Raw genomic sequence first — 24,647 nt, 5'->3', positions numbered from 1 at the left:
CGACTTTCCAGCGGAGCACTGGCAACATATTCGAACGACAAATCCAATCGAGTCCGTGTTTGCGACGGTTCGTTTAAGAACCACGAAAAGTAAGCATGGTGGCAGTCGAAAAACGACACTGGCGATGGCTTATAAGCTGCTGGTAACCGCACAAAATAAATGGCGTCGATTGAGAGGCTACCGCCTTCTAGCTGATGTCATTGCAGGGATCGAATTCAAGGATGGAGAAAAAGTAACGTCGGATGATCAACAGGATGCTGCATGATCATGTCATACACCAGATTTGACTATAGCTCTCTTGTGCAAGTTCCTTTGCTTTATCTTGCGGTACATACTCATAAAATACTTTGTCTATGAAGACTTTAACATCCTTGCTCAAACTTATACCTCTTCATATTCGTAAATCACATAATGGTTTGAATTGTCTCTCGCGTAAGCTTTTTCCATTTGAGAAATGGCTAGTTCAATTTCTGCGGAATCAAGGTAAGTAAATCTTCCTTAGAAGTTTTGTTTTCCGTTTTCGGTGTCTTCTTGACAATGACAGTCTGTTTTTGTTGGGCCATTTATTGCTCCGTTGATAAAACTCCGAAGCAAGATTTTCTCATTTATTACACATATATGAAAGTAGGTAAAAACTATTATTACAATAACTTAAACTCTAAACATTCATTGAAAAATCAATGATGAGTGTTAAATGGGAATATCTGCTGTTTTGTTAATTACGACTGTAGAATCAACTATCAATTCTCTCCCTCCAATTGAGGAAACCCGTTTCAAAATCTCTTGATATCTTTATCGTAAATTCTACTACAGCCGGGAAAAAAGCTATCAGTGCCACAAAAAATATCACGCGTTTATACCCCGAAAAAAAATCTTTCATGGCCTATCCCCTTCAAATATTTAACAACTAGATTTTTAGTAAACCTTTACTATGTTTTCCAACTCCGGGGGATTTAAAGTAATATTCGAGTGGTTCTAGTTGTAAGATGTTATCAACCTGAATATCCGCCTCCTTAGCCATCCTCTCAGCATCAGCACGGCTCATCTGGACTCCAATCCATATAAGGACTCTGTGACAACGTAGTCTTAGACATCTCAACTGATCTCTGACCAATACTATGCACGATAAACCCAAATTTCCGACCAACAGTCAGTAACCAGCCATATGGGCCGCTTTCTTTGCCGACTGATTTCGTCACTTGGGGTAATTCTTCAATGATCACATACAAGCGCTTCGGATGCGTTCCGTTACCTTGGGTTTTTACGATGTCACAGAATTTGAGGGAATTCTCGCGGGTTTCTTCAACTGTCAGTGCAATTTTAAAACCTTGCTTGGTTTTACGGGCTGCATGGAGCGCTTGAAAGAACCGTTTGAATGAACGGAAAGAACTGAATATCCTAAGGCATGAGCCAGCCATAAACTGGCCCACCCAATTCACTCAAATTACTTTAAGCTGATCCAATCAGCCCTTTCATCACAAAGTCAACTTCCTTACCCTTTATCCCCACTCAACATATCGAAGATAACCCGCGCAAATTGTTTGGTTTTGTTCGGGTCAGACAACAACTGCATCATCTGTTCTTGGTGCGCTTCATTACTATTCAAAATCGCATCATCAATTGCACGCGGAAAATCGCCTAGCATCGCTTGTTCGCGGGTGTTGTTGGCAATTTGGCTCATTACCGTCTCGTTTTCCGTTAGTTTGTCTCGCACCGTAAAAACATAGTTGATCATGTCTTTGTCGGTCAGGTTGTCGGTAACAAACACCTCGTTGAGTCGCTCGATGATGTGGGACAGGAACTCTTCTTTCTTGTCCTTTGGCTTGGCTGAACCAACGCTATTGCTCGGTTGGAGTTTGTATTCCAACGAGTTCTCTTGAAGCTGAATGTCCTGTTGACGGATCTTCGACAGACGATAGTGGCTCATCACCACATGATCAAGATCCAGCTCATCCTCTTCAATCACTTTTTCCCTTAACATTGGCCGAAGGTGGCGTGCATACAGGCTCAGCTTCTCTAGCTCTTTATCGTCGTATTCGACAATCTGCGACATAAACTCATAGAAGCGCACAAAGCTGCCTAAATCCTTTTTGAAAATCTCGAGGCGATCTTTCTCTTGCTTACATTCTTTAAAGGTGTTTTCGGCATTAGCGATTAACACCGCATCGCCCGTTTTCTTGGTGCGTTCAAACACGTTTTTAGCATGAACGTATGCTTCTACCGCAGAAGTGTAACGCTTGCGCCAACGGTCTACAGCAGGCTTACAGATGTTGCTGATCACTGCATGGGATTTGTTCTTGGTAAAGAAAGCATCAACAAACTGCTCTACTTCTGTCCATAAGAAAATGCCACTGGCACGCAGCTTCTCTGAGAGATCAAAAATCTTGTCAGGATCAGACACATCATCAAGTTCTGCCACTTGGTAATATGGCTGAAAAGCATCGAGGATGTCTTGCGGATCGTTGTAGAAATCGAGCACAAAGGTGCCGCACTCTGCTTTACCTTGATAAGTACGATTCAAGCGAGAGAGAGTCTGTACACACTCAACGCCAGCAAGCTTTTTATCAACATACATGGCACAGAGTTTCGGTTGGTCAAAACCCGTTTGGAATTTATTAGCAACCAACATGATTTGGTAATCATCGCTGTTAAAGGCCTTACGTAACTCACGACCTTTGAGATCAAGGTTCATATTGTGCTGGGTGAACTTCTGATCCATCAATGTAGTGCTATCTGGATCAGTATCGTTAAACTCAACTTCACCAGAAAACGCCACCATTGCACGTATGCCCGCGTAACCATGCTCTGCCACATACTTATCAAAAGCAAGTTTATAACGAACCGCTTCTTTGCGTGAGCTAGTGACCACCATCGCTTTCGCTTGACCACCCAATAAACCCATCACGTTCTTTTTAAAGTGTTCGATAATGACTTTAACTTTCTGTGAGATGTTGTGGTCATGCAGGCGCACCCAGTTATTGAGCTTCACCTTGGCTTTTCCTGAATCTACTTCTTTATCTTCTGTTTCAAGCTTTTGTTTCAGCTGATAAATCACTTTGTAGTTGGTGTAATTCCTTAACACATCAAGGATAAAACCTTCTTCAATCGCTTGGCGCATTGAGTAGATATGGTAAGCCGCTGGTAAGTTACGTTTAGACGCGGGTTGCTCTGGTTCGGGTCTGCGCCCAAACAACTCCAGAGTCTTGGCTTTCGGTGTCGCGGTAAATGCATAATAGCTCAGGTTAGTACTTCCTCGACGCGCAGCAATCGTGGCATCCAGAATGTCTTCTGATGACAGTTCAGTATCATCGTCGGCCTCATCGGTCATTAACACCTCTTTGAGCTGGCGAGCGGTTGCGCCTGTTTGTGACGAGTGCGCTTCATCGGCGATGACGGCGTAACGACACTCTTTCAGTGACGTTGAATTCTCAATCGCCTTTAACACGTGCGGGAATGTTTGAATCGTCACGATGATGATTGGCTGAGAGGCTTCCAATGCAGTTGCCAGCTTTTCTGATTTAGAGCCATCTCCCTCTTTATGGTTGATGCGCCCCACTACACCATCCGCATGTTCAAACTGGTAGATGGTGTCTTGTAGTTGGTCATCCAGTACGGTACGGTCTGTCACCACTATCACCGAATCATACTGCTTGTTGCCGCTGGCGTCGTACAGTGTCGAGAGTTGGTGTGCAGTCCACGCAATCGAGTTCGATTTGCCTGACCCTGCACTGTGTTGGATCAGGTATTTATTGCCTGTGCCCTCTTCGAACGCGGCATTAACCAGCTTGTTTACTACATCCCACTGGTGATAACGTGGGAAGATCAGAGTTTCTTTCTTGGTTTTACGCCCTTCCCAGTCTTCCTCTTCTTCGATTTGAAGATGGATAAAGCGTCCGATGATGTTGAGTAGATTATCTGGGGCTAATACTTCATTCCATAGGTAGTCTGTGGCGTAACGGTTTTCATCTTCTGGTATATCATTGCCCTTGCCGCCATCATGGGTGCCTTTATTAAATGGCAGGAAGAATGTCTCTTCACCTACCAGTTTAGTAGCCATGTGAACTTCATACTGGCTTACCGCAAAATGCACTAACGCACCGCGTTTAAAGCTGAGCAGTGGCTCCGGCTTTTTGGTGGCTGGGTCTTTCGGTCGACGGGTTCGCTTATACTGCGCAATCGCGTTTTCTACAGCCTGCTTGAACTCAGATTTCAGCTCAAGGGTAGAGACGGGTAAACCATTAACGAACAGCACTAAGTCAATTCGCCAGTTCTTAGCCTTTTTACCCGTTTCCAATTCTTGTTCTTGAGTCGCGTGCGGGCTGTAAACCAGCTCTGGGACAATACGGCAGATGTTGTGCTGATAACGCGCCAAGGTTTCAGGGTTGAGGTGATGCTCTGGCTTGAACTGACACAATCCAAAACGCGCATTACGGATTTTCAAACCATGACGCAGTACTCCCAAGGTGCCAAAGGTACGGGATGCGCGGTCAGTTGCGTTCTCATCGGCTTTTTTAAGCTGCGTGACCAAGGCATCAAGAAAGTGACGCTCTGAGTCAGTCGGGAAAACTTTGCAGAACTTCTCCCATTCTTTCGGTTGCGTCTGTTTGATAAAGGTCAGCACATCTGCTTCATACAATGCTGAATCACGGTTATAGCCTTCGCCAGTACCTTGCACCCAGCCATTAGCAACCATCTGACTGATGATATCGTCCTGAAATACTTTTTCTTGTGTGGTGTCTTTCATTATTTTGTTCTTGTTCTTGTTCTTTAAATTAGCTAACTGAAATAAAAAGCCACTCTGCTTTCTTAAGCTAGAGTGGCAATAGGACTAAGCGGTTTGTTCCAGCGTTTGAACTTGTGGTGTTGGTGCTTGCCAATTGCGCACATCGATTTTGCCTGTGACGGCGGCGGAGATGAGGGCTGTTCGGCGCTCCTTTAAGAGCTGAATAGCCTTTTCTGTATTGTCAAACAGGCTCTGAAAACGCTCCTCTTGAGCACCAAGAAATTCCGCAATTTCTATTTGCTCCTCCAAAGGAGGAAGTGGAACAGGAAGTTTTTTCAATAGCTCCTGGCTCAATGAGGCCCTGGTGACCAAGTTCATCTCCTTTACGAAGAATGTTCTTATCAATTGGTTTCTAAAGCTAAATTTTGAAAACTCTGGGTGTAGCGTTAACTCAGAGGGTCTAAAACGAATTAGAAAACCTGCAAAAGTAGCCTCAGGAATAGAGTCTAGACAAACAGATGATAATCCAATTTCCTCAATCGTTTCCGATGTTCGAGTAAACAATACATCTCCACGTAGAAGTGAATAAGCTTCTCTGTCTTTCTCTGTTGAACGCACTAGCCCTGCGACACTTGTTGGCAAAGAGTAATTTTTATATGCATCGCCATAACTTACAAATGGATAGCCAGATCCGAAGAATTCAGCACCGATATTTATCCCATTTTGACACGAACCTAGGTAGCGAAGAGGTTTCATACGCCAATGCTCAGGCACTTCCCCTAACCACTCCACACCAGAATCTTTCATTGGTGCTTCAGGGTTCAAGCCCTTAGTCACCGCATGGCTGATCACCGCTTGACGTTTTTCTTTCAGCAGCTTAATCAGTTGCTGCTGCTTTTCGGTCAAGGTGTCGATTTTGGCGGTTTCGTGATCGAGGAAGTTGGCGATTTGGGTTTGCTCTTCTCTGCTGGGAATTAGTACCTTATATGGTGAAATCTGAAGGGTTGATAACTGCCCGATAGCAGAGCTTTGAACGTTAAAATCTATGACCTCATTTATGAAATAAGCGAAGAATCGGCAGTCTAGAGCAACTATAGGGCTAAGCACTAACAATCGTATAATTGCATCAAAATCATGATCTCGGTATACGGCAAACCCGACTTCACCTCTTCCACTAACTGTAATCGAATTTCTAGAGTAATTTGATTGTGACGTATAGCCGTATACAGCCTTTGCATCGTTAGCATTTGTATAAATCGGATATGAGTGGGACGCTGTTTTCACTGTGGAGAAAAACTTAGATTGGACATCTCCCCCAGCTTGTATGCGAAAGAGCTTCGATAATGAAGCATATTTCCAACCGTCAGGGATAGTTTTGACGTAATCTAAATCCACTTCTTTGTATGAAGGGTAACGTGAATATTTCGCCATTACGAATGCACCTCTTGCAGTAACTTCATAATATCGGCACTCACTGCATCCAAATCGGCATCAATTGCTTCCAGTGCGCGTGGTGGTTGGTAAACATAGAAATGGCGGTTAAATGGAATTTCATAACCCACCACACCAATCTCATTGTCTTTGTCATCGCGCTTGTCCGCGTTCATCCACGCATCGGCGACGTGTGGCTGCACTTCGCGTTTAAAGTAACTTTCAATCAGAGTTGATGTGCTCACATTTGGATCTAGCGGAACGTTCTCGTTATCACGCAAGTCTCCATCTTGTTGGAATTCAACCACTTTACCCTGCCATTCCTTGACGCTACCGCTGTAGGCAAAAGCACCATATAGTGGCTGTGCATCTTCTTTTCGCACTTTTTTTACCACAGGTTCGGCATCTTGGTTCTTCCAAGTGACCGCATCAATAAACTGTTTCTTCTGCTTGGCATCGAACTTGATACCAGTTGCCTTGAATGCGCCTTTCAGAGTCAGTTCAAACTGGTTGAAGTCATCAGACTGTTTCGATTTACCGCCAAGGTTATCACCAACCGCAACTTGCAGGGCTTTGGCGTTATCCATTAATGTTTTTTGGCTTAGCCACAGTTTTCTATCCAGTACGTCTTTGATTTGCTTTTCTTTTAGCTCAGGGAAATCCGCTTTGATCAGCGCACGCACTTCAGCTTCCACTTCAATCAGCGTGCCATACGTATCTTCCGTCCACTCCGAGCCAAACTGCGCAAAGACTGCCTGCATCACGGCGTTAAACGGCTTCGGCGCAAAGCGCAGTGATTCTACCGCTGCATCTGTAATTTGCGCAGACAAACGTAATGGACGTTCGATGGTCAGGCGGCGGTAGCCGAATTCATGGGTATCAAAAATCTTAGCAGTTAGTTGTTTGCCGCTTTCGGTCAGGGTATCGGTTTCAACAAACTCACCAAAGTTTTTGGTGATAGCACGGATTTCTTCATCGGTCAGGAAGTGACGCTTAGAGCCAAGCGACTTGCGCATTTTTTGGCTCAAGTTGGCAGCATTGATAAGCTGCACTTTGCCTTTACGCTCTGCGTCTTTCTTGTTGGTCAGAACCCAAACATAGGTTGCAATACCTGTGTTATAGAACATGTCGGTTGGTAGCGCGACAATCGCTTCAAGCAGGTCAGCTTCTAAGATGTAGCGACGAATTTCACTTTCACCGCTACCCGCACCACCGGTAAACAGCGGCGAGCCATTTAGGATGATGCCAATACGGCCACCATCGGTGACTCGATTAGCAACGTTCTTCTCTTTTTGCCAAGAGACTGGACGCATCTTACTGACAAGGTGCATCAAGAACAGCAGCGAGCCATCAGACACACGCGGCAAACCTGCGCCAAAGCGTCCATCAAAGCCTTTCTGAAGGTGTTCATCTTTGATTTCACCCTCAATCTTTTTCCAATCCACGCCAAACGGTGGGTTAGACAGCATGTAGTCAAACTTGTCGGCTGGCAGTTGATCATTTGATAGCGTGTTACCCAGCTTGATACGGCTAACATCTTGCCCTTTGATGAGCATATCTGCCTTACAAATCGCGTAGGACTCTGGGTTTAGCTCCTGACCAAAAGCACGCATCACCGCTTTCGGGTTGAGTTCGTGCACGTATTCCATGCCAGAAGAGAGGAAGCCGCCTGTGCCCGCTGTTGGGTCATAGATGGTACGGATGATGCCATCTTTGGTGAGGGCTTCATCGTCTTCCATAAACACCAATGAGGTCGTCAGGCGCACGATGTCACGCGGGGTAAAGTGTTCACCCGCCGTTTCGTTGGACGATTCGGCAAAGCGACGGATCAGCTCTTCAAACACCAAGCCCATCTCATAGTTAGAAATCCTCGTTGGGCTCAGATCGGTGGTGGCAAACTTCTTCACCACTTTGTAAAGCAGGTTGGCATCTTCCAGCTGTCCAACAAATTCATCGAACTTGAAATGCTCGAAGATCTCACGCGCATCTTTGGAGAATGACTGCACGTACTTTTCAAGGTTCGCTTTGATGTTGCTTTGGCCCATCTTGCCAAGGTTCATTGGCGAGGTATTGAAGAACGACAAACCATCAGGATCCGTTGGTGACTGTGTAGCACGCAGCAAGAACTTTTCCTGTGCCTCTTCTGGCAGATTCATCGTTTTGATGCGTTCATGCTCTGCAACCACAGCATCTTTGCTTGGTTCAAGCACACACTCAAGGCGACGAAGTAGCGTAAACGGTAAGATCACGCGGCCATATTGAGATTGCTTGAAGTCACCGCGAAGCAGGTCAGCGACCGACCAGATAAAGGCAGCGGTTTGGGAGAAATTGTTGTTGGTCATAAGTTCTTGTAGTCAATCTGGCGAAAATGGCGGTGATTATACCCTACAGCTCATATGGTGACAGCGACATCTAACAAAAAAACTGTTTTTTAAGGCAGTTGAAGATGCGCTGCTGGGATGGGGGGTCCCTATGATACACCAGAGGGAAAAAAGCTAGACGTCATCGTTACACTTATTGAAGCTTATGAAGCAAAACATTTCCCTATGGATTTGCCAGATCCAGTTGAAGTTATCAAGTTTGAAATGGAGCGTAAGGGCTTAACTATAAAAGATCTGGAGCCGATGATTGGTCAAAGTACTCGAGTCTATGGGATATTAAACCGTAAACGCTCATTGACATTAAAAATGATCCGGAATCTACATCAAGGTTTAGGGATCCCAGCTGAGTCACTGATTATGGCACCATCAACACATACCTGAAAAAGTTACGTGGTCATATATTTCATTTGGTTTTAAGTAATCAATGACCTATTTCGTCTAAGAACAATTCCAAATTACCAACTAACAGTCACTAACCTACCCTGCAAGAATTATTCATCGTCCATCGATCAGGTTCAGCTTCTGTTCAGGTTATTCATTTATAATGTGTTTTTTCGGCTTAAAAACCACTAAATTGGCTTCATCACTCTATTTAGTTAACCACTTTTTTGGCCGGAATGGATGCCGTATCAGATGGACAAATATCTTCCCCTTTTGCCACTTTTACGGTGTCCACCTCTTCAGTTTCTATCCTTCACTATCAAGCTCATTTCCGTTGAAGACTTATTAAAAACATATTCCGTTTCTGCTTCAGGTTCATCTTTGATTCAGTTTGTTCCCTTATAATAACCAGCGAATCAGATTTTTGTGAATAGCCTCAATACACTCATTCTCTTGAGTATCTGGTTCTGAAGCCGTATCTGGGTAGAAAGGTCCTTCACTCTTTGACCTTGTTACGGCTTCAACTTTTTCTCAGCTAACTTCCTCTAACTCACTTCCCTTGGCGAAGCTTTAACTCGAAATCGCCACTCTTTTTGGGATAAGCCGTTGCAGGAATGATGGTGTAAACGCCAGGTTTAAGTGTCATGCTGATTTGGGCGTTTTTCGTTTTTCCATGGTTGTCATTTGATGCGAGGACTTTATTGTCTTTTAACAGGTAGAGGTATGCGTCCACTGTGGATGACTTTAGATCAATCGTGACTTTCGATGGTGTTGTCACCTCAAATTGAATGGGATGATTGCCGATTGCCGTTGAACTTTTACCACCGGATGCCAGCCAATTCGATTTGTAAGTATCCATGGGAGGAAAATATCGCTTCATTTGTGTGCATGCCTTGGTGTCTTTTGTGGGAGAGACCCAATCCGCTCCTGATAAGTAGGGAACAACACAGCTGATCACATTCGATTGTTGAAAGATTCGATTTCCGACGATGTTGATGATGGCATGGGCTGATAAGGCATATCTGCCCACGAAGTTCTTCTCTCTGTCCTGCTCAATAAATACAGGCAAGTATTGCAATGCACGAAAGAAAGAAGAACCTACAGCGCCTATCCGTTTCATCGTGATACCATTCTTAAGCGCAATAGACGCATCAAATAAAGATTGAACGGAAGCAGCAACAGCATCAATAATCGGTTGTTTATCTTCTGCAGAAAGTTGATACAAGAATGAATCACCGAGGACTTTGAACTGACGGCCGTTCAGGTTCGTTACCATTGCTCCTGCTTCATTAAATACATCGTGGTAGTCTTTTTCGGAATAAGAGCGCCAGGTGTAAAGACTTCGATAAGCGGGAAGAAAATCACTTCTTTGGTTTTTGAGCTGTGTGATTGGTGGTAAAAAACCGGTTAATAAAACACGACCGTTTGAGGGGTCACGTTGCCCGCTGCCAAGCTGGATCACCTGTTCCTGCCATATAACAGGGGGTTTGTTCAGTAGCTTGCCATCTTTGAGCATCCCAAAGGTTGTTTCATCACGATTGGTGATGACATGACCCAAAGCAAAAAAATCAGTGAGTGCATGCAGGGCATTGGCTTCGTAATGCAGAGCCGTTGCCCAATATTTAGGATCTTTCATTGCTTTTTTTACATAGAATAAAGCCGCACGATGCATACCAATATAAAAAGCAATCCCCACCCTAGAAAAATGCCAATCATTCGAATTCGCCAAACGCAGCATTTCATCACCCCACCAGCCTGCCTGATCGATCTCGTCATCTTTTTCTGAATTCACAACTGCATTACCAAGTCCACCATGCGGCGGCTCCATACCAGAAGCAATGTATCTTAAGTAAGTGGCAGCAGGGATCGGTTTTGGCGCAAAGTCAGGATAGTTTGCTCGTTCAAACTTCATTTGTTCAATATCATGGTTGGTTAAATAACATGTTGCACTTGTGTCACAATAGGTTGTTCTGCGAAAGTCACCATATAGTGCAACTAATTCTCCAAGACTAAATGGTGTTGGCTTCACGCCTGTATAAGCATCAACCTTTATTACAGAGGCAGGAACTTCAGAGGGCTTTGGGATCCAGATCCGTTGGTTAGCTTCTATTTGTCGATATTTGAGTACCGTTGACCAAAATGCATTATCTTGGACACCTTTTCTGTTTTTATCATAATCTTTTCCGCTGTCATTCGTATCAAACCCTACCGCAAATCGCTTAGCTTCTTTCAGAAATGCCAAATAATGTTCATCTTTTTCCTTCGTCACTGAGGGTGGCAGCTTGATGTTTTGGTGGATCACCACCTTTTCCCCACCTAAATCAGCAATCAACTTATGCTCTTCACTATTAAATGCACCAGCTATGTGTATATGGCAAACAGATAACAAGAGCGTCAATAGTGAGACTTTGTTCATACCAGTTTCCTTCATGGTCACTACATGGAATATTGATACTGAATGCGTATGCAGGATGAGAAATTCGTGTTGATATTTAGGTAAAAAGTGTGGTTGTAGAATAGGGATTGATCAACTGATTAAAATTATTTCTTGTTTTTGTTTTAGGTTCAGTTTCGGTTCAGGTTGTACCTCTATAATACCCATCGCCTTAGAAGCAAACCTGCTTACTTCATTGCGTGCCTTAACAGCGGCTTCTAAGGAAATGGCAGTCGCTTCAGAGGATTCCGCTTTTTTGTATCTCTCCTCTGTCGCGACTTCCGACAATCAGACAAGATTTAAAAATAATCAATTCTATCTCCCCTGAGCCTCATGGATTGAGGCGACTCTTGAAATAGTCCTTGCCAACGTTAAGATTAGGAGCATTCATCTTACAAGTTTACTCTCACATCGCCACAAGACATGCATCAGAAGTTGCGAATCAATAAAATAGAATTGCCTCAATAAATTTAGAGACAACAATTTTGTCTTCTGGGCCAACTTTGCAAACAAGGTAAAAATTACCCTAAATACATAAAATAGGATTTCAATCGGACAGAATGCGGCTTCGAATAAGTTCATCATTTTTTCAACAAAAAATGACGGTACTTCTTCTTTCCTTTTCCGCTTTGGCCAAATAAACATCACACTGATAAAACAGACAATACAAGCAAGCAAATATAACCCGTGATAGTCAAAGTAAAAAAATAGAACACATAAAAATACGCCTAAATAAAAAAGAATGCTTGCGATAGCGACTCTGACTTCTTTCATAATCACACTTTTTTCGTTTTGAAATGACGAGCCTCATACAATACTATTAAAGTATGAGTGCAGTCTATCAACCGGAAGAGATATGAAGCAGTTGCATTTCAACGTTTTCGGACAACGCATGTCTGTACAAAGGCATGATCATGAGTGGCTTTTATTTCATAACTCTGACAAGGGTCTAAAAAGTCGGGAATATTCAGTGATCATCCCGAGCGAATTATCAGAGAGTGAAATCGCTTTGTTTCTCGCTGACATTTATCATGAACATGCCAGTGAGCAACACCCAGACGTCATTCAACTCAATTAGATCACTTTCGATTAAATCGAGCAATCTAGTGGTGTTTTTTCAGCGCCTGATTTAGCACGTGGCCAAACTGTGCTTGAGTTTGAGATATTCATCTCTAGGAATTCCAACCCACGGGTCATATTTGCCGGTGGTAAATCGTCTTCTAAGACATACATTCCCACTTTCACCATACCTTTTTTAGCGTTTTTTAAGACCTGATTCGCTGCTAAAGAAGAGTACCGAAGCCCAAACATATCAAAATAAGGTCGCCAGTCCATTTCTGTTAAGTAGCTTAATGACACAAGCATAAAGTCATTACCTGGTATTTGCTTCACTTTACTGCCATCGTAAACAGCATGACCATCAAAAGGAAATTCACTAAACCCAATACCATCCCGTGCAAGTTCCCAATCATTTTTTGAACGCGCATATTTTCCGAATATGCGTTGATGTTGATACAGCAAAGTGAAAAGGTGAAATCCATTGTCTAAGCGCTTTCCATTCAGCAATCGTTCTTCATGAGCTCTTAGTGCCATTTGTATATAAAAGGCCATCCGGAAACTATTGTGAACAGCATATTTTTTACTCTTCCATGGCGCTGTGAACCGATTTCCTCCATCATCCATGATTTTACAATCAGGGGTCAACACCACGCGTTTCCCAGTCTTATCTTTGACTTGACCCGCATCAGACATAAATGCAAAAAATAAATCTTTGTGATCCATATGCCCATCAGAAATAATGGTTGTCTGCTTGTCTCGTATAAAGTGTGATTTCCATTTCACAAAGTAAGGGAAGATATTATTTGAGTTTTCACCTGAACGTTTGCTGTATTTTGTCCATTTGTCTCGATCTTTCGCTTCAACATAATGTACATTTAAGCGCTTCACCTGTAAGTTATGACCGAGTTCATGATTATCTCCCCAACCCGTTGGATCGATTGCCCAAGATGCATCCCACGGATTACCAGAACAACCCGAACCACAGTGTGCATTTTGATCATAATTTGCATGCTGGATAATTTTACGGGTATGCAAATCGGCATCAAAACAGTCGTTCTCACCAAAGGCACTTTTGCATATCTCTTTTACATCTGCTGGTAAAGACTCCTCCAAATTTTTTCCTTGAACCTTAAAGCCAGCCAATGTGTACACCGTTTTTAAGTGATCTTTCTCGATGAATTTTAAGAGCGTCTTTACATCGGGTATATCCCCTGAAATACCCTTCATAAACTTATCTTTACGTAAATGCTGCTCAGCGCCATTTGTTCGCAGATCAACGTGTGGGATCTCTGAGTCTAGGACGAGTTTTTCGAACTTGGTGATTTGCTCCGCATCGGTAAAATCTGTGATTGTTGGATGTTTTGCAACCCCTTTTGCTGATAGTCGAACCGACAAGGAGTCCATATCACCTGACATATAGACATAAATTGGGCCACCATAAGGTGTTGAAAAGTTAATCGTCTCTCCTTGGTTTAATACCAACCTACGCTGCATCAATTCCAAGGGAAATCGATAAATCTTTTTTTGATAGGCTCGATTCGTATTCGAACGGTGATAATTCAGTTGTATCTTTAGAATCGCTGGGCTGCTATCAAGCCGTTCAATTTCGATTTCCTTTCCTGGTAAAGCGTACCACCCAGTTGTAGTCCATTGACCTGAATATGGGATCGTAAACTGTTTCGTTTCCTCCGTTGTGTCTGGATATTTGTAGTGTGCATTTTTTCCCTTCACAACGTCACTTTTATCCAGAACAAACGTGCCGAGATCAGGTTGAGCAATGTTTTTTCTTCTTGCATAACTGACAGCCCAATCTGCAAACATTGCTTTTTGCCAATCTGCCGAGGCACCTTGTTGGATAGGATAGTCAATCTCGCTTCGATATTTATCTGCAAGTAATAGACCTGCTGCAAACACAGGGTTATCATTCTCTGAATGAAATACACTGAGACCACTTTCATCGTATGTTTGTGCAGTTGTACGGTACCACTGTGCACCTTCACGAAATGCTGACTGAAACTCCTTATCTTCGCAATGAATATAGTTTTTGTCGCACTCATGAAGTGCGTCCATATCGAACTTTTGTTGCTCAAGGTTCTTCAGCAATTGCTGTACTGCTCCAAATTCCTGTAACGCAGTGAGATCATTCTGTGCTAAGCCGCTTGTATGATGCCGTTTCTCATAGTTATTTTTTCCGACGAGTCCCATATATCGATATATCGGGCGGGAGATGGATGTCTCTCCATGCTCATAGTTACTCATAATGAGCGGAATTTGTTGTGAAATCGCCATCTCCACACCCGAACGAAGACGTTCATATCCCTGATTTGATCTATCTTTATTGCTCAGAATAATCAAATCTGGCTTCACATTCTCAATACAAGCCTTGAGCTGTTCCTGATCGCAAGTATTCGCTTCGTTGACCACATGATCAACAGCGTAAGATGTTTTGAACCACTCACGTATTTTTTCATTGTATGGCGCATAGTGGCTATCTGAACGGCTATAAATATGTGATGTGACAATCTGAAGGCGCTCGGAGGGTAGTTTTCCGGTCAGCCACTGGATCATATTTTTCAATAATTTACTCGTCTCTTCAGATGGATCGACTGCAAACATATTCCCTGCCATCGCTGCATATCGGTGCTCATTTTGCTTTCCTACATAAATCAACCCTTCTGATGAAGGAGTTCCGCTTTCATCTTGTGTTGATCGAAGTATTTGAAAGGTTCTCCCTGGTTTATAGCTGGTTAAAGTCACACTAAATTTGCCTGGATGCCAAGATAGAGGGGAAGCAATCTCCTTCCATAATTGTTGGACGATATCTTTACGTTGACTTTCGCTCTGTTCAAGGGTTTTGAGGCTATATGAAATCAGCTCTTTCTCTGACGCTAGCTGGTGATTTTCTTTGCGGGTTGCTATTTCTGCCTTGGTTAAAAACTCTGCATTGATTGTGCAGTCCTGATCGGCGTTTGAAATGAAGAATTGATTTTCAACTAAAGTACCATTACAACCTGTGACAGAATTCAGCGCAAATCCTGGTTCTGGCGTCACTGTCATCGTTGCTGTACTGCCTTTGGTAACTTGAAGCTTTTCTGGCTTGATCTGCCCACCAATACTCAACTGGGCATCAATATTGACGGCTACCTCTTTGGCCGATGTATCTGTACTTTCTTTTTTGTCATCACCAAAACAAGCTGAAAGTGCAACAATAACAAATAATGGAAACAGTTTTGTCTTTGAGAAATAGCGATTCATTTCATCGGCCCCAACACCAAAAGAACACCCGAGGACGTTTTAAATATAAGACAAAACACTGAGGTCTGTTGATATTTTGGTCATCCATGCTGATATTGGTGAAAGATCAACAGCCCCTGACAACTGTAAAACTCCTCATGAAACAAATTCAACTCAAAGAGTTGACACCCTGACAGATCAAAAGATACAGTAAACTATTACATATATTTATTTTATTTATTATAAATCAATATTTTAACAAAAACACGAAGGAGTGACTTATGGCCCATCTGACTATCGTTGCTCAAATTACTGCCAAACCCCATAAAGCTGAACTCGTAAAAACAGAACTTGAAAAACTGCTCGAAATCACCCGCAAAGAAGAAGGCTGTCTACAATATGAATTGCATCAAGATAATACCAACCCTGCTTTCTTCTTGTTTTTTGAACAATGGACAAACCGGGCGCTTTGGCAAAAGCATATGGCTTCCGCACATATCCAGCACTATATTAGCGTCACAGAAGACGCGGTTGAAACTTTCGCACTCAATGAAATGACAAAAATTGAATAGAAAATTAGGAAAAATCTTTGGCTAATTTTTCTGTGAACCTTCAATGTGCTGTCCACACATCCTGAATTTTCCTATCTCAAAAATAATTAGGAGATAGAAGAACATGCACGGCTTTGAAAAACCCAAGATATACCTCAAAACACCAACGGAAAATTTACACGCTCAATTAGATACGGTTGGGCTGGCCCTGTGATCAAATCACTCAGCAAAGCATGGAGTCTGATATCAACATCTTTAAGGCAGAAATACCGCACAGTACAGTACAGTACAATAAATCAAGATAAAACGCAGGATGCTTCGACAAACTTTTGGGAGATCACTCTCAACAACGATGAGTTGACTGAAAAAAGGAGAGAAATAGTGATGATATTGACATCCAGAAAAGAAACAATACGCGACTGTTCCTTGAGCATCGTGGGCAATTCACAATTCATCATCCTTTGATGCCAACTATCGTTACACTGAAAAGCGGTGCCACAAGGACACCATGCGGAACATTCTAAGCAAGAACCAAAATCAAACCGAAATTACTGCTTTGACTCAGCTTGCTCTGGTCTCCAGGGAAAAGGCCCCATAAACTCATCTGCAAGGACGCGCCAGATATTCATTTCTAACCACGCATCATAACCAACCCAATCTTTATATTTTGGTAACTTGAGTACTTTCGGGATCAATATGGGGTTTGTACCTTTTTTCAACTCGGCAAAAAAACCTGCTCTCAAATCTCTGATGTACGCCAGCTGAGATGCTATATCAGCTTTATTACCTGCCTTGAGCGGGTGTTTCTTTTCATTATGAGAAAACACAACTTTTTCGAAGTTTAGTGCAAGTACTTCAGCCAAGCTCCGCTCCCATTCTCGCAGATTAAAATCAGGAACAACTGAGAAAATCACTCGGTTCGGCGTGACAATATCGGCAACATAGGCGACTTTTGATTCTGGAAGAACAAAGATTGTCATTCCCAATCCATGATTCATCCCAAGATAATGCAACTCAACTGTTGTGTCGCCGAGGGTGATATCTTTACGGTTTCCAGACCAAGTTTGTGTCGGGAGCGTCATATCTCCACCCGGGTTTGCTTTCATCCATGCATAGGCTTCTTCATGAGCGAGTGTGGTTGCTCCTGCTTTGATGAAAGGCGCTCCCCCACTGGCGTGATCCCAATGGTTATGACTATGAAAAGCGTATCGAATCGGTTTATCCGTGATTTTTTTAATCTCACTGATCATAGCCTTTGCATGATAAGAGTTCATGGTTTCGAACACCATCACGCCATCATCCGTGACAACAAACATAGAAATGTACTCTCCATTTGTACTAAATGAGTACACATTCTGGGCAATTTGATGGATGTTTTTGGATATTTCTTTGGCAATCGTTGCTGATGATATTGTCATCAACGTGATCATGATAAAAAGCTTTTGAAGCATTAAAACCTTGGTCATAAACCACCCTACTTTCGTATCGTTGATATTGAATAGTTGTTGAGCCTCAGAATAGCTTATTGTAATTATTTATAGGAAGGTTCAATATTACATCTATTGTTTGTCATTTTTGCAATAAATAAACATGAGTCCAGAAGCCTTATTTCTTCATGTGGTTGAAGCTGGCAGCTTTAAAAAAGTAGCTGAAGCGTTAGGGATTGAAACATCGTCAGTCAGTAGGAAAGTGGCTGCGTTGGAAGATCGCTTAAAAGCAAAACTTTTGTATCGTTCAACCACAAAAACACGCCCGACTGAACTCGGCCAAATTTACTATGCAGGTTTACGTCAGCTCGTTGATAACCAACAAGCACTTGAAGAAGAAGTATTTCATCAAGCGAATTCGATGAAAGGTAATCTGCGGATTGGTGCAACAGTTGATCTGGGAGAGCAGTTTATTCTGCCTGTGATCACACAAATGCAAAAAGAGTCACCAGACTTATCCATCGAGCTGATTTTAGGCAGTGATATTGATAATTTAGCTGAAAAAAACTTGGATGTTGCAATTCGCTTAGGCTCACTCAAAGATTCCAATCTGATCGCAAAGCGTTTGAATGATATCCCTAGAGTGCTCGTTGCAAGCCCCGGATATCTTGAAAAACATGGTATACCTCAGCAGCCGGAAGATCTCAACGAGCACCATTTTGTGCTTTATACACGGCAACAAGCCAATGTCGACATTGCATTTCAAGATGGCAGCAAACTCACTCATAGCGCCATTCATAGCCGACTGATGGTCAATAGTCTCAGAGCGATTCGAACTTTGGTTCGTAGTGGTGCAGGGATTAATTCAGGCCCATTGTGGCTTTATCAAGAAGATATGAATACTGGCAAGCTTGTTGAGGTGCTTCCTCATCAACCAGTGAGCGGTTTCTCTGTTTATGCCGTCTACACAAGTCGCGCTTACCAACCTTACAAAACCCGGCAGTTTATACAACGATTATCTGAGCGAATTGCTGCGAATTGTCAGACCTAAAAAAGCGCCAAATGGCGCTTTCTCGAAACATGTTACGTTCTATTTTTTCAAACGAACAATATTAACTTCCACAGTTGTGCTTAAAATATCAGCATCAACTTCACCCTGGATTTCAAGCTCCATCTCTGGCGTTGCATTCACGCCACGCCAATCTTCCTGATCAATTTCGATTGTCATTTCACCAGTTGCGTCTTTAAAAGTGTACTTTTCATCACCGAGTGATTTGAGTATATGTCCCGTCAAAATGACTGGTGTTTTGTCTTTCGCGTCAAGCGCTGCTTTAACCGTTGTCACAGATGCGGAGGCAGAAGGCCCTGTAAATCCACCTTGCTGAGTTGCAGCCATTGAAACATTAGAAAATGTAAGCGTTGCAAGTGCAACGAGAGATGCGCGTTTGAATAAACTTGTCATTGAAATCTACCACTTTATAATTGAATCAAGTATTTAAAATGAAGTATGTCACAAAATTACAGAAAAAGTTGTGTATTAGCCCATATTTTCTAATTATTTAGACTGACATATAGATTGATTGTTTATGAACTGTCCAAGTGTTTATTCTTTATCATAGTGAATATGATTTTGAAAAAGATGAAACATCGCCCTCTCCTTTTTAAATAGCCCTATCATGCACCTGGTATCGCTGGTTTCAATGTCACCAACCCTTGTTGCTCAGACACCAAATCCCAAGACTTTGTTCGAAACAGATTTTTCAAGAATGTAGGATGGTCGTGATAGCAAAAAACAGCGCTCGTTTGCTCAAAAATCTCTGCACTTGAAAGAAAGATTGGTAGCTCCGCCAAAAAATATTTTACAGCAATATCCAAAGCAGATTTAGTGACTGGCGTATGACCCGTCAGTGGTTTTTTCAATATTGCGTGAGAAGATGCAAGACATCCTTCTCTAAAGTCATCGTTGCTTTCAAACAGACTTAAAATTTCAGAATATTTCTCCTGATAACCTGTTGAGTTTTCGAGCCAAGCAGAATCAACCAATGTGACTTGCTCGTGGCTTAAATCAACGGCTCTGTTAATTTTATTTTTTAAATACTGACATTGCCTTTTCGACTTCGAAATCGCTTTTTTCTCATCGTAACCCTGTGCGATTAGCGTATACTTGGTTGGCTCATCTGGAATATATAACCATGTATGCTTAAATTGAGCACGACTCCATGCATACAAAGCAGCGATCCGTTGTTCAGAGAAATAGGAATTAAATGGGCTGATCCCAATCACTGCAGCTTCACCATTTTGGTATATCCTTTCACATTGCGGAGATTCACAGTGTACTTGCATCCGATCAACAGATATTTCTTCAATAAACGGTAATTCAACATCAATACTATCCATCGTTTCATACCTTCTTTGCAACAAAGTAATGGTTAAAGGGATCTTCTTCAACTGACATGACTTGGATATCAGAAAATCCATTTTTCTCTAGAAGTTCAACAGCTTGCTCTCTTCCCCACATTGCGCCAAGTCCCACACCATTCTGAGCCATAGAAACCGGAACACAATGCATGCAAGAGGAAGTATAGAGCCAGGGACCCGCCGGGTGTTGGAGGTTTTCTTCTAATGCTGATGAAGCCGCAATATCCACAATCAATAACGCGCCATCCCTGTCTAATATACTATTCAGCGCTGCCATCACATCATCTGGATCCGCTAAATCATGCAACACATCAAAAGCGGTGATCAAATGATAGTTGCCTCTTGGCTGAGTTGATGTCAGATCACATTGTTCAAATGAAAGGTTCGTAAGTTGGAGTGTTCCTACTTTTTTTGTCGCTTTTTGAATATTCGAAGCAACAAGGTCGATGCCCTTGAATCGGCTACTTGGAAATGACTTCGCCAATAGACAAAGCGCATGTCCATCACCGCAACCAATATCTAATACATCAATCCCACGGTCTAATGCCGCAGCCAGCTCTGGAATTTGTGGGATCACCTTTTGTATCAGCGTCGAGTCCAGTCGTTGTGCATTTACTTGAGACCATAAATCCATAAACTCAGGGTATGCATCGTATGACACACCACCGCCTTTGTGGAAACATGCCTCAACATCCTTGGAAACCATCGCGAGAGATTGTAAAGCCTGGGTCATACGAGCCATATTATTCGCCCCTGCCTGCGGAGTGAGTACTGATGCGTGTTCATCCGGCAGAGAATAAAGCCCTTGCTCAGATTGATAATGAACAATGCCACCAGTCACCATCGCCCCAAGCCACTCTCGAACATAACGCGTATTCAAACCAGCATTTTGTGAAATCGCATCACAGGTTGCAGGCTTCATACCAGACATGGCTTCGAATAGGCCTGTGCGATGGCCGAGATTCACTGCAAGACATAACATCCCTTGGTTCATCATCTGGAGCATAGTTGAGGAGAAATCTGTACTAGAAATTCCTTGGTTTTGCTTACATGGTTGGTCTTCATACATAGTTTCGTTGACTTTTTATGATTCAAAGAGCTACGCATCATAAGGAGTCATATTGGGAACGTCAATCCCTTGTTTATCGTGACATTCTGGGCATAGGTCTGGTAAAACTACTGAAGTATAATGCGGGGGACAAATCCAGGAGGTAAATCAATTGAATAACTTTGAAGGGCAAAAACTAGACATGTATAAATAGGAAAAAGAGAAAGGAAAATTCCTTTCTCTTTTCGAAAACCAATTAAGCCTGGCTCTCTTTCGCTTTTTCAACAAGTGCAGTGAATGCAACTTTGTCGTAAACAGCGATGTCCGCTAGGATCTTACGATCGATCTCAACAGATGCTTTCTTAAGACCGTTAATGAAACGGCTGTAAGATAGACCATTTTGACGTGCTGCCGCGTTGATACGAGCAATCCAAAGCTGACGGAATTGACGCTTACGCTGACGACGGTCACGGTAAGCATACTGGCCTGCTTTTGTTACTGCTTGAAACGCAACGCGATAGATACGACTACGAGCACCGTAATAACCTTTCGCTTGCTTAAGAACTTTCTTATGGCGCGCACGCGCGACTACACCACGTTTTACTCTAGGCATTATTCAGTCTCCACTCTATCTTATGCGTACGGTAACATACGGTCGACTAGACCTGTATCAGATTTGTGCACCATGTCCTTTGGACGTAGGTGACGCTTACGCTTAGAGCTTTTCTTCGTCAAAATGTGACGTAGGTGAGACTGCTTACGCTTAAAGCCGCCGGACGCTGTTTTCTTGAAACGTTTCGCAGCGCCGCTGTTTGATTTCATCTTAGGCATTGTTTACTCCGCATTGAGTAGTTATACAACATGTAGCAAGGCGAACAAAAGCAGGGCTTGCAAGCAAGCCCTGCTTTTGTTACTTGGAAGCTCTTACTACTTCTTCAGTGGGGCGAGTACCATGATCATCTGGCGTCCTTCCACACGACTCGGGAAAGACTCCACTTGAGCAGTGTCTTGAAGATCCGCTTTGATACGGTTCAACAATTCAATGCCCAACTCTTGGTGAGCCATCTCACGACCACGAAAACGCAGTGTGATTTTAGCTTTATCGCCACCTTCTAAAAAGCGCTTCAGGTTGCGTAGTTTTACCTGATAGTCGCCTTCATCTGTACCAGGGCGGAATTTCACTTCCTTCACCTGAATCTGTTTCTGCTTCTTCTTTTGCTCTTTTTGAGCTTTACTCTTCTCGTAGAGGAATTTGCCGTAATCCATAATTCGACAAACTGGCGGGTTCGCCGTTGCGCTGATTTCAACCAGGTCAACACCTGCTTCTTCTGCCTTTGTTAAGGCTTCTTTCAGGCTGACGATCCCGATTTGTTCACCATCGAGTCCTGTAAGACGAACTTCTCTCGCTGTAATATCACCGTTGATACGGTTTTCTGGGGCTTGTACCTGCCCGCGTTTTCCGCCTTTAATAGTTTATTCCTCCACGAAATATTTAATTCTATCTTGCACGTGCATTCACTTCTTCGAGTACTTTTTCTTTAAATGCATCAAGTGAAAACTTGCCAAGATCCTCACCTTTACGTGTTCTGACCGCAACCTCGCCTGCTTCAACTTCTTTATCACCGACAACCAATAGGTACGGGACACGTTTTAAAGTATGCTCGCGAATTTTAAAGCCAATCTTCTCATTTCTCAAGTCCCCTGTTGCCCTAATTCCAATTTCTCGTAGATTTTCGATGACTTGATTGACATAGTCTGACTGTTTGTCCGTGATATTCATCACTACAACCTGCTTTGGCGCAAGCCACAATGGGAAAAATCCAGCATACTCTTCTGTCAAGATACCAATAAAACGCTCAAGCGACCCAAGAATCGCTCGGTGGATCATCGCAGGTGTACGTCGCTCATTGTCTTCTGCAACATAACTTGCACCTAAACGCGCCGGAAGTGCGAAGTCCATCTGGACAGTACCACATTGCCATGCACGGCCCAGTGAGTCGTACAAGGTAAACTCAATTTTGGGTCCGTAAAATGCGCCTTCTCCTGGCAGAATCGAATAAGAAATATCTTGTGCTGCAAGTGCAAGCTTTAAGCTTTCTTCTGCACGATCCCACATATCGTCATCACCGATGCGCTTTTCTGGGCGTGTTGATAATTTCACTTCAATGTTATCGAAACCGAAAGTCTGATATGTGTCATACACCATCTTGATACAAGAGATCACTTCTTCCTGTACTTGTTCTTCTGTACAGAAAATATGGGCGTCATCTTGTGTAAAGCCACGCACACGCATCAAGCCATGAAGTGCGCCTGATGGCTCATTCCGGTGGCAACAGCCAAACTCAGCCATCCGCAATGGTAAATCGCGGTAGGACTTTAAACCTTGGTTGAAGATTTGCACATGACCAGGACAGTTCATTGGCTTAATTGCATACTCACGGTTCTCAGAAGATGTGGTGAACATGCCATCTGCATACTTGTCCCAATGACCAGACTTCTCCCACAGGGAGCGATCCATCATCAATGGGCCTTTGACTTCTTCATAGTCGTATTCAACAAGTTTTTGACGAACAAATGTCTCTAGTTCACGATAAATTGTCCAACCATCGTTGTGCCAGAAAACCATGCCAGGTGCTTCTTCCTGCCAATGGAACAGATCCAATGTTTTACCGATTTTTCGGTGATCGCGTTTTTCTGCCTCTTCAAGACGCAGAAGATAAGCTTTTAATTGCTTTTTATCTGCCCATGCTGTGCCGTAAATTCGTTGCAACATCTTGTTGTCGGAGTTACCACGCCAGTAAGCACCTGCAACTTTCATCAGTTTAAAGTGCTTACAGAAACGCATGTTTGGCACATGTGGCCCACGACACATGTCGACATATTCTTCGTGATGGTATAAACCTGGACGGTCTTCTTTGTCGATATTTTCGTCCAGAATTTCCATCTTGTATGTTTCATCACGTGATGCAAACGTATCACGTGCTTCCTGCCAGCTGACGGCCTTTTTAACCACGTCATATTCGGTCTTCACCAGTTCCATCATGCGTTTTTCAAGCGCCTCTAGATCTTCTGGTGTCAATGGCTCTTCGATATCAACATCGTAATAGAATCCATTATCAATGACAGGACCGATAGCCATTTTCGTATTTGGCCAAAGTTGTTTAATGGCGTGACCAATCAAGTGCGCACAAGAGTGGCGAATAATCTCAAGACCGTCATCATCTTTTGATGTAATGATTTGAAGATTGGAGTCTATTTCTATGAGATCACAAGCGTCTTTCAGTTCTCCATTCACCCGACCTGCAATCGTTGCTTTCGCAAGACCTGGACCGATGTCCTTCGCAACATCAAGAGTAGAAACAGGGTGATCAAAAACGCGTTGACTTCCGTCAGGGAGTGTAATGACAGGCATAATTATTTTTTATCCTTTCCAGTGGTGACACCTACCAAGTGTCACATGTCAATATATTGAAATTGATTGCGATTAAAATTGCTCGTGGCCAAGACTTTCTCACGAGCGAAAATCTTTTGACCAGTCGCATATTTTCTTTGAATTACCG

19 protein-coding genes are annotated in these 24,647 nt (G+C 43.0%); 5 read left to right on the top strand and 14 right to left on the bottom strand.

Annotation, left to right across the window (positions count from 1 at the left end):
* Window positions 1-265: transposase (locus tag C505_RS0119360; protein ID WP_018694200.1), on the top strand; the 265-nt coding region annotated here is incomplete at its 5' end.
* Between the two features lie 766 nt (window positions 266-1,031).
* Here the strand turns inward: C505_RS0119360 and C505_RS23040 are convergent.
* The 4 genes from C505_RS23040 to C505_RS0119330 all read right to left on the bottom strand — a co-directional run bounded on the left by C505_RS23040 (window position 1,032) and on the right by C505_RS0119330 (window position 8,496).
* Entirely contained in the window at window positions 1,032-1,418 is a 387-nt protein-coding gene (locus tag C505_RS23040) for a hypothetical protein (RefSeq protein WP_245556382.1), read from the bottom strand.
* 74 nt (window positions 1,419-1,492) lie between these two features.
* Complete coding sequence (locus C505_RS0119340; RefSeq protein WP_018694294.1) at window positions 1,493-4,744, bottom strand: type I restriction endonuclease subunit R; 3,252 nt, start codon at window positions 4,742-4,744, stop codon at window positions 1,493-1,495.
* 84 nt (window positions 4,745-4,828) lie between these two features.
* Window positions 4,829-6,154 carry a restriction endonuclease subunit S gene (locus tag C505_RS0119335; RefSeq protein WP_018694293.1) on the bottom strand — a complete coding sequence of 442 codons (1,326 nt, stop codon included), beginning with the start codon at window positions 6,152-6,154 and terminating at the stop codon, window positions 4,829-4,831.
* On the bottom strand, window positions 6,154-8,496 hold the full coding sequence (locus C505_RS0119330) for a type I restriction-modification system subunit M (RefSeq protein ID WP_018694292.1): 2,343 nt from the start codon (window positions 8,494-8,496) through the stop codon (window positions 6,154-6,156). Before C505_RS0119330 ends, C505_RS0119335 begins: the two co-directional genes overlap by 1 nt.
* Before the next feature lie 117 nt (window positions 8,497-8,613).
* Between C505_RS0119330 and C505_RS23035 the strand changes: the two genes are divergently transcribed.
* The gene (locus tag C505_RS23035) at window positions 8,614-8,916 is read left to right on the top strand and encodes a helix-turn-helix domain-containing protein (RefSeq protein ID WP_018694291.1); all 303 of its coding nucleotides are present in this window, start codon (window positions 8,614-8,616) and stop codon (window positions 8,914-8,916) included.
* Between the two features lie 550 nt (window positions 8,917-9,466).
* Here the strand turns inward: C505_RS23035 and C505_RS0119320 are convergent.
* Window positions 9,467-11,332: a pre-peptidase C-terminal domain-containing protein gene (locus C505_RS0119320; RefSeq protein ID WP_018694290.1), complete on the bottom strand. Its 1,866-nt coding sequence runs from the start codon at window positions 11,330-11,332 to the stop codon at window positions 9,467-9,469.
* An 874-nt stretch (window positions 11,333-12,206) separates the two neighbouring features.
* On the opposite strand from C505_RS0119320, the gene C505_RS0119305 reads away from it, so the two are divergent.
* Complete coding sequence (locus C505_RS0119305) at window positions 12,207-12,428, top strand: DUF7661 family protein (protein WP_040440342.1); 222 nt, start codon at window positions 12,207-12,209, stop codon at window positions 12,426-12,428.
* 11 nt (window positions 12,429-12,439) lie between these two features.
* Here C505_RS0119305 and C505_RS0119300 read toward each other — a convergent pair whose 3' ends face one another.
* On the bottom strand, window positions 12,440-15,664 hold the full coding sequence (locus C505_RS0119300; RefSeq protein WP_018694286.1) for an ImpA family metalloprotease: 3,225 nt from the start codon (window positions 15,662-15,664) through the stop codon (window positions 12,440-12,442).
* Window positions 15,665-15,924: 260 nt separating this feature from the next.
* On the opposite strand from C505_RS0119300, the gene C505_RS0119290 reads away from it, so the two are divergent.
* A complete protein-coding gene (locus C505_RS0119290; protein WP_018694285.1) occupies window positions 15,925-16,215 on the top strand; it encodes a putative quinol monooxygenase in 291 nt (96 codons plus the stop codon).
* Between the two features lie 527 nt (window positions 16,216-16,742).
* On the opposite strand, the gene C505_RS0119280 is transcribed toward C505_RS0119290, so the two are convergent.
* Complete coding sequence (locus C505_RS0119280) at window positions 16,743-17,660, bottom strand: MBL fold metallo-hydrolase (protein ID WP_018694283.1); 918 nt, start codon at window positions 17,658-17,660, stop codon at window positions 16,743-16,745.
* Between the two features lie 124 nt (window positions 17,661-17,784).
* Here C505_RS0119280 and C505_RS0119275 point away from each other — a divergent pair, with 124 nt between their 5' ends.
* The gene (locus C505_RS0119275; protein WP_018694282.1) at window positions 17,785-18,672 is read left to right on the top strand and encodes a LysR family transcriptional regulator; all 888 of its coding nucleotides are present in this window, start codon (window positions 17,785-17,787) and stop codon (window positions 18,670-18,672) included.
* A gap of 39 nt (window positions 18,673-18,711) precedes the next feature.
* Here the strand turns inward: C505_RS0119275 and C505_RS0119270 are convergent, their stop codons facing one another.
* From C505_RS0119270 to thrS, 7 genes are all read right to left on the bottom strand, one after another.
* On the bottom strand, window positions 18,712-19,083 hold the full coding sequence (locus C505_RS0119270) for a NirD/YgiW/YdeI family stress tolerance protein (protein ID WP_018694281.1): 372 nt from the start codon (window positions 19,081-19,083) through the stop codon (window positions 18,712-18,714).
* A 212-nt stretch (window positions 19,084-19,295) separates the two neighbouring features.
* Entirely contained in the window at window positions 19,296-20,018 is a 723-nt protein-coding gene (locus tag C505_RS23935; protein WP_018694280.1) for a tRNA-dependent cyclodipeptide synthase, read from the bottom strand.
* 4 nt (window positions 20,019-20,022) lie between these two features.
* Window positions 20,023-21,108, bottom strand: a complete 1,086-nt coding sequence (locus C505_RS0119260) for a methyltransferase domain-containing protein (protein WP_018694279.1) — start codon at window positions 21,106-21,108, stop codon at window positions 20,023-20,025.
* A gap of 235 nt (window positions 21,109-21,343) precedes the next feature.
* The gene (gene rplT / locus C505_RS0119255) at window positions 21,344-21,700 is read right to left on the bottom strand and encodes a 50S ribosomal protein L20 (protein WP_018694278.1); all 357 of its coding nucleotides are present in this window, start codon (window positions 21,698-21,700) and stop codon (window positions 21,344-21,346) included.
* 20 nt (window positions 21,701-21,720) lie between these two features.
* Window positions 21,721-21,918 (bottom strand): 50S ribosomal protein L35, encoded by a 198-nt coding sequence (gene rpmI / locus C505_RS24140; protein ID WP_083938402.1) that lies wholly within the window; start codon window positions 21,916-21,918, stop codon window positions 21,721-21,723.
* 96 nt (window positions 21,919-22,014) lie between these two features.
* Window positions 22,015-22,557: a translation initiation factor IF-3 gene (infC, locus tag C505_RS0119250; protein ID WP_083938401.1), complete on the bottom strand. Its 543-nt coding sequence runs from the start codon at window positions 22,555-22,557 to the stop codon at window positions 22,015-22,017.
* Between the two features lie 28 nt (window positions 22,558-22,585).
* Window positions 22,586-24,499 (bottom strand): threonine--tRNA ligase, encoded by a 1,914-nt coding sequence (gene thrS / locus C505_RS0119245; RefSeq protein ID WP_018694276.1) that lies wholly within the window; start codon window positions 24,497-24,499, stop codon window positions 22,586-22,588.
* Window positions 24,500-24,647 lie beyond the last annotated feature (148 nt).

The sequence above is a fragment of the Algicola sagamiensis DSM 14643 genome, assembly GCF_000374485.1.
GTDB lineage: Bacteria > Pseudomonadota > Gammaproteobacteria > Enterobacterales > Alteromonadaceae > Algicola > Algicola sagamiensis.
This window is presented reverse-complemented; position numbering and strand designations above follow the sequence as displayed.

What these genes read in the sequence shown, in the direction of transcription:
- C505_RS23040 (WP_245556382.1), bottom strand. Translation starts at nt 1,418, where the DNA reads ATGGCTGGCTCATGCCTTAGGATATTCAGTTCTTTCCGTTCATTCAAA.
- C505_RS0119340 (WP_018694294.1), bottom strand. Translation starts at nt 4,744, where the DNA reads ATGAAAGACACCACACAAGAAAAAGTATTTCAGGACGATATCATCAGT.
- C505_RS0119335 (WP_018694293.1), bottom strand. Translation starts at nt 6,154, where the DNA reads ATGGCGAAATATTCACGTTACCCTTCATACAAAGAAGTGGATTTAGAT.
- C505_RS0119330 (WP_018694292.1), bottom strand. Translation starts at nt 8,496, where the DNA reads ATGACCAACAACAATTTCTCCCAAACCGCTGCCTTTATCTGGTCGGTC.
- C505_RS23035 (WP_018694291.1), top strand. Translation starts at nt 8,614, where the DNA reads ATGGGGGGTCCCTATGATACACCAGAGGGAAAAAAGCTAGACGTCATC.
- C505_RS0119320 (WP_018694290.1), bottom strand. Translation starts at nt 11,332, where the DNA reads ATGAACAAAGTCTCACTATTGACGCTCTTGTTATCTGTTTGCCATATA.
- C505_RS0119305 (WP_040440342.1), top strand. Translation starts at nt 12,207, where the DNA reads ATGAAGCAGTTGCATTTCAACGTTTTCGGACAACGCATGTCTGTACAA.
- C505_RS0119300 (WP_018694286.1), bottom strand. Translation starts at nt 15,664, where the DNA reads ATGAATCGCTATTTCTCAAAGACAAAACTGTTTCCATTATTTGTTATT.
- C505_RS0119290 (WP_018694285.1), top strand. Translation starts at nt 15,925, where the DNA reads ATGGCCCATCTGACTATCGTTGCTCAAATTACTGCCAAACCCCATAAA.
- C505_RS0119280 (WP_018694283.1), bottom strand. Translation starts at nt 17,660, where the DNA reads ATGACCAAGGTTTTAATGCTTCAAAAGCTTTTTATCATGATCACGTTG.
- C505_RS0119275 (WP_018694282.1), top strand. Translation starts at nt 17,785, where the DNA reads ATGAGTCCAGAAGCCTTATTTCTTCATGTGGTTGAAGCTGGCAGCTTT.
- C505_RS0119270 (WP_018694281.1), bottom strand. Translation starts at nt 19,083, where the DNA reads ATGACAAGTTTATTCAAACGCGCATCTCTCGTTGCACTTGCAACGCTT.
- C505_RS23935 (WP_018694280.1), bottom strand. Translation starts at nt 20,018, where the DNA reads ATGGATAGTATTGATGTTGAATTACCGTTTATTGAAGAAATATCTGTT.
- C505_RS0119260 (WP_018694279.1), bottom strand. Translation starts at nt 21,108, where the DNA reads ATGTATGAAGACCAACCATGTAAGCAAAACCAAGGAATTTCTAGTACA.
- rplT (WP_018694278.1), bottom strand. Translation starts at nt 21,700, where the DNA reads ATGCCTAGAGTAAAACGTGGTGTAGTCGCGCGTGCGCGCCATAAGAAA.
- rpmI (WP_083938402.1), bottom strand. Translation starts at nt 21,918, where the DNA reads ATGCCTAAGATGAAATCAAACAGCGGCGCTGCGAAACGTTTCAAGAAA.
- thrS (WP_018694276.1), bottom strand. Translation starts at nt 24,499, where the DNA reads ATGCCTGTCATTACACTCCCTGACGGAAGTCAACGCGTTTTTGATCAC.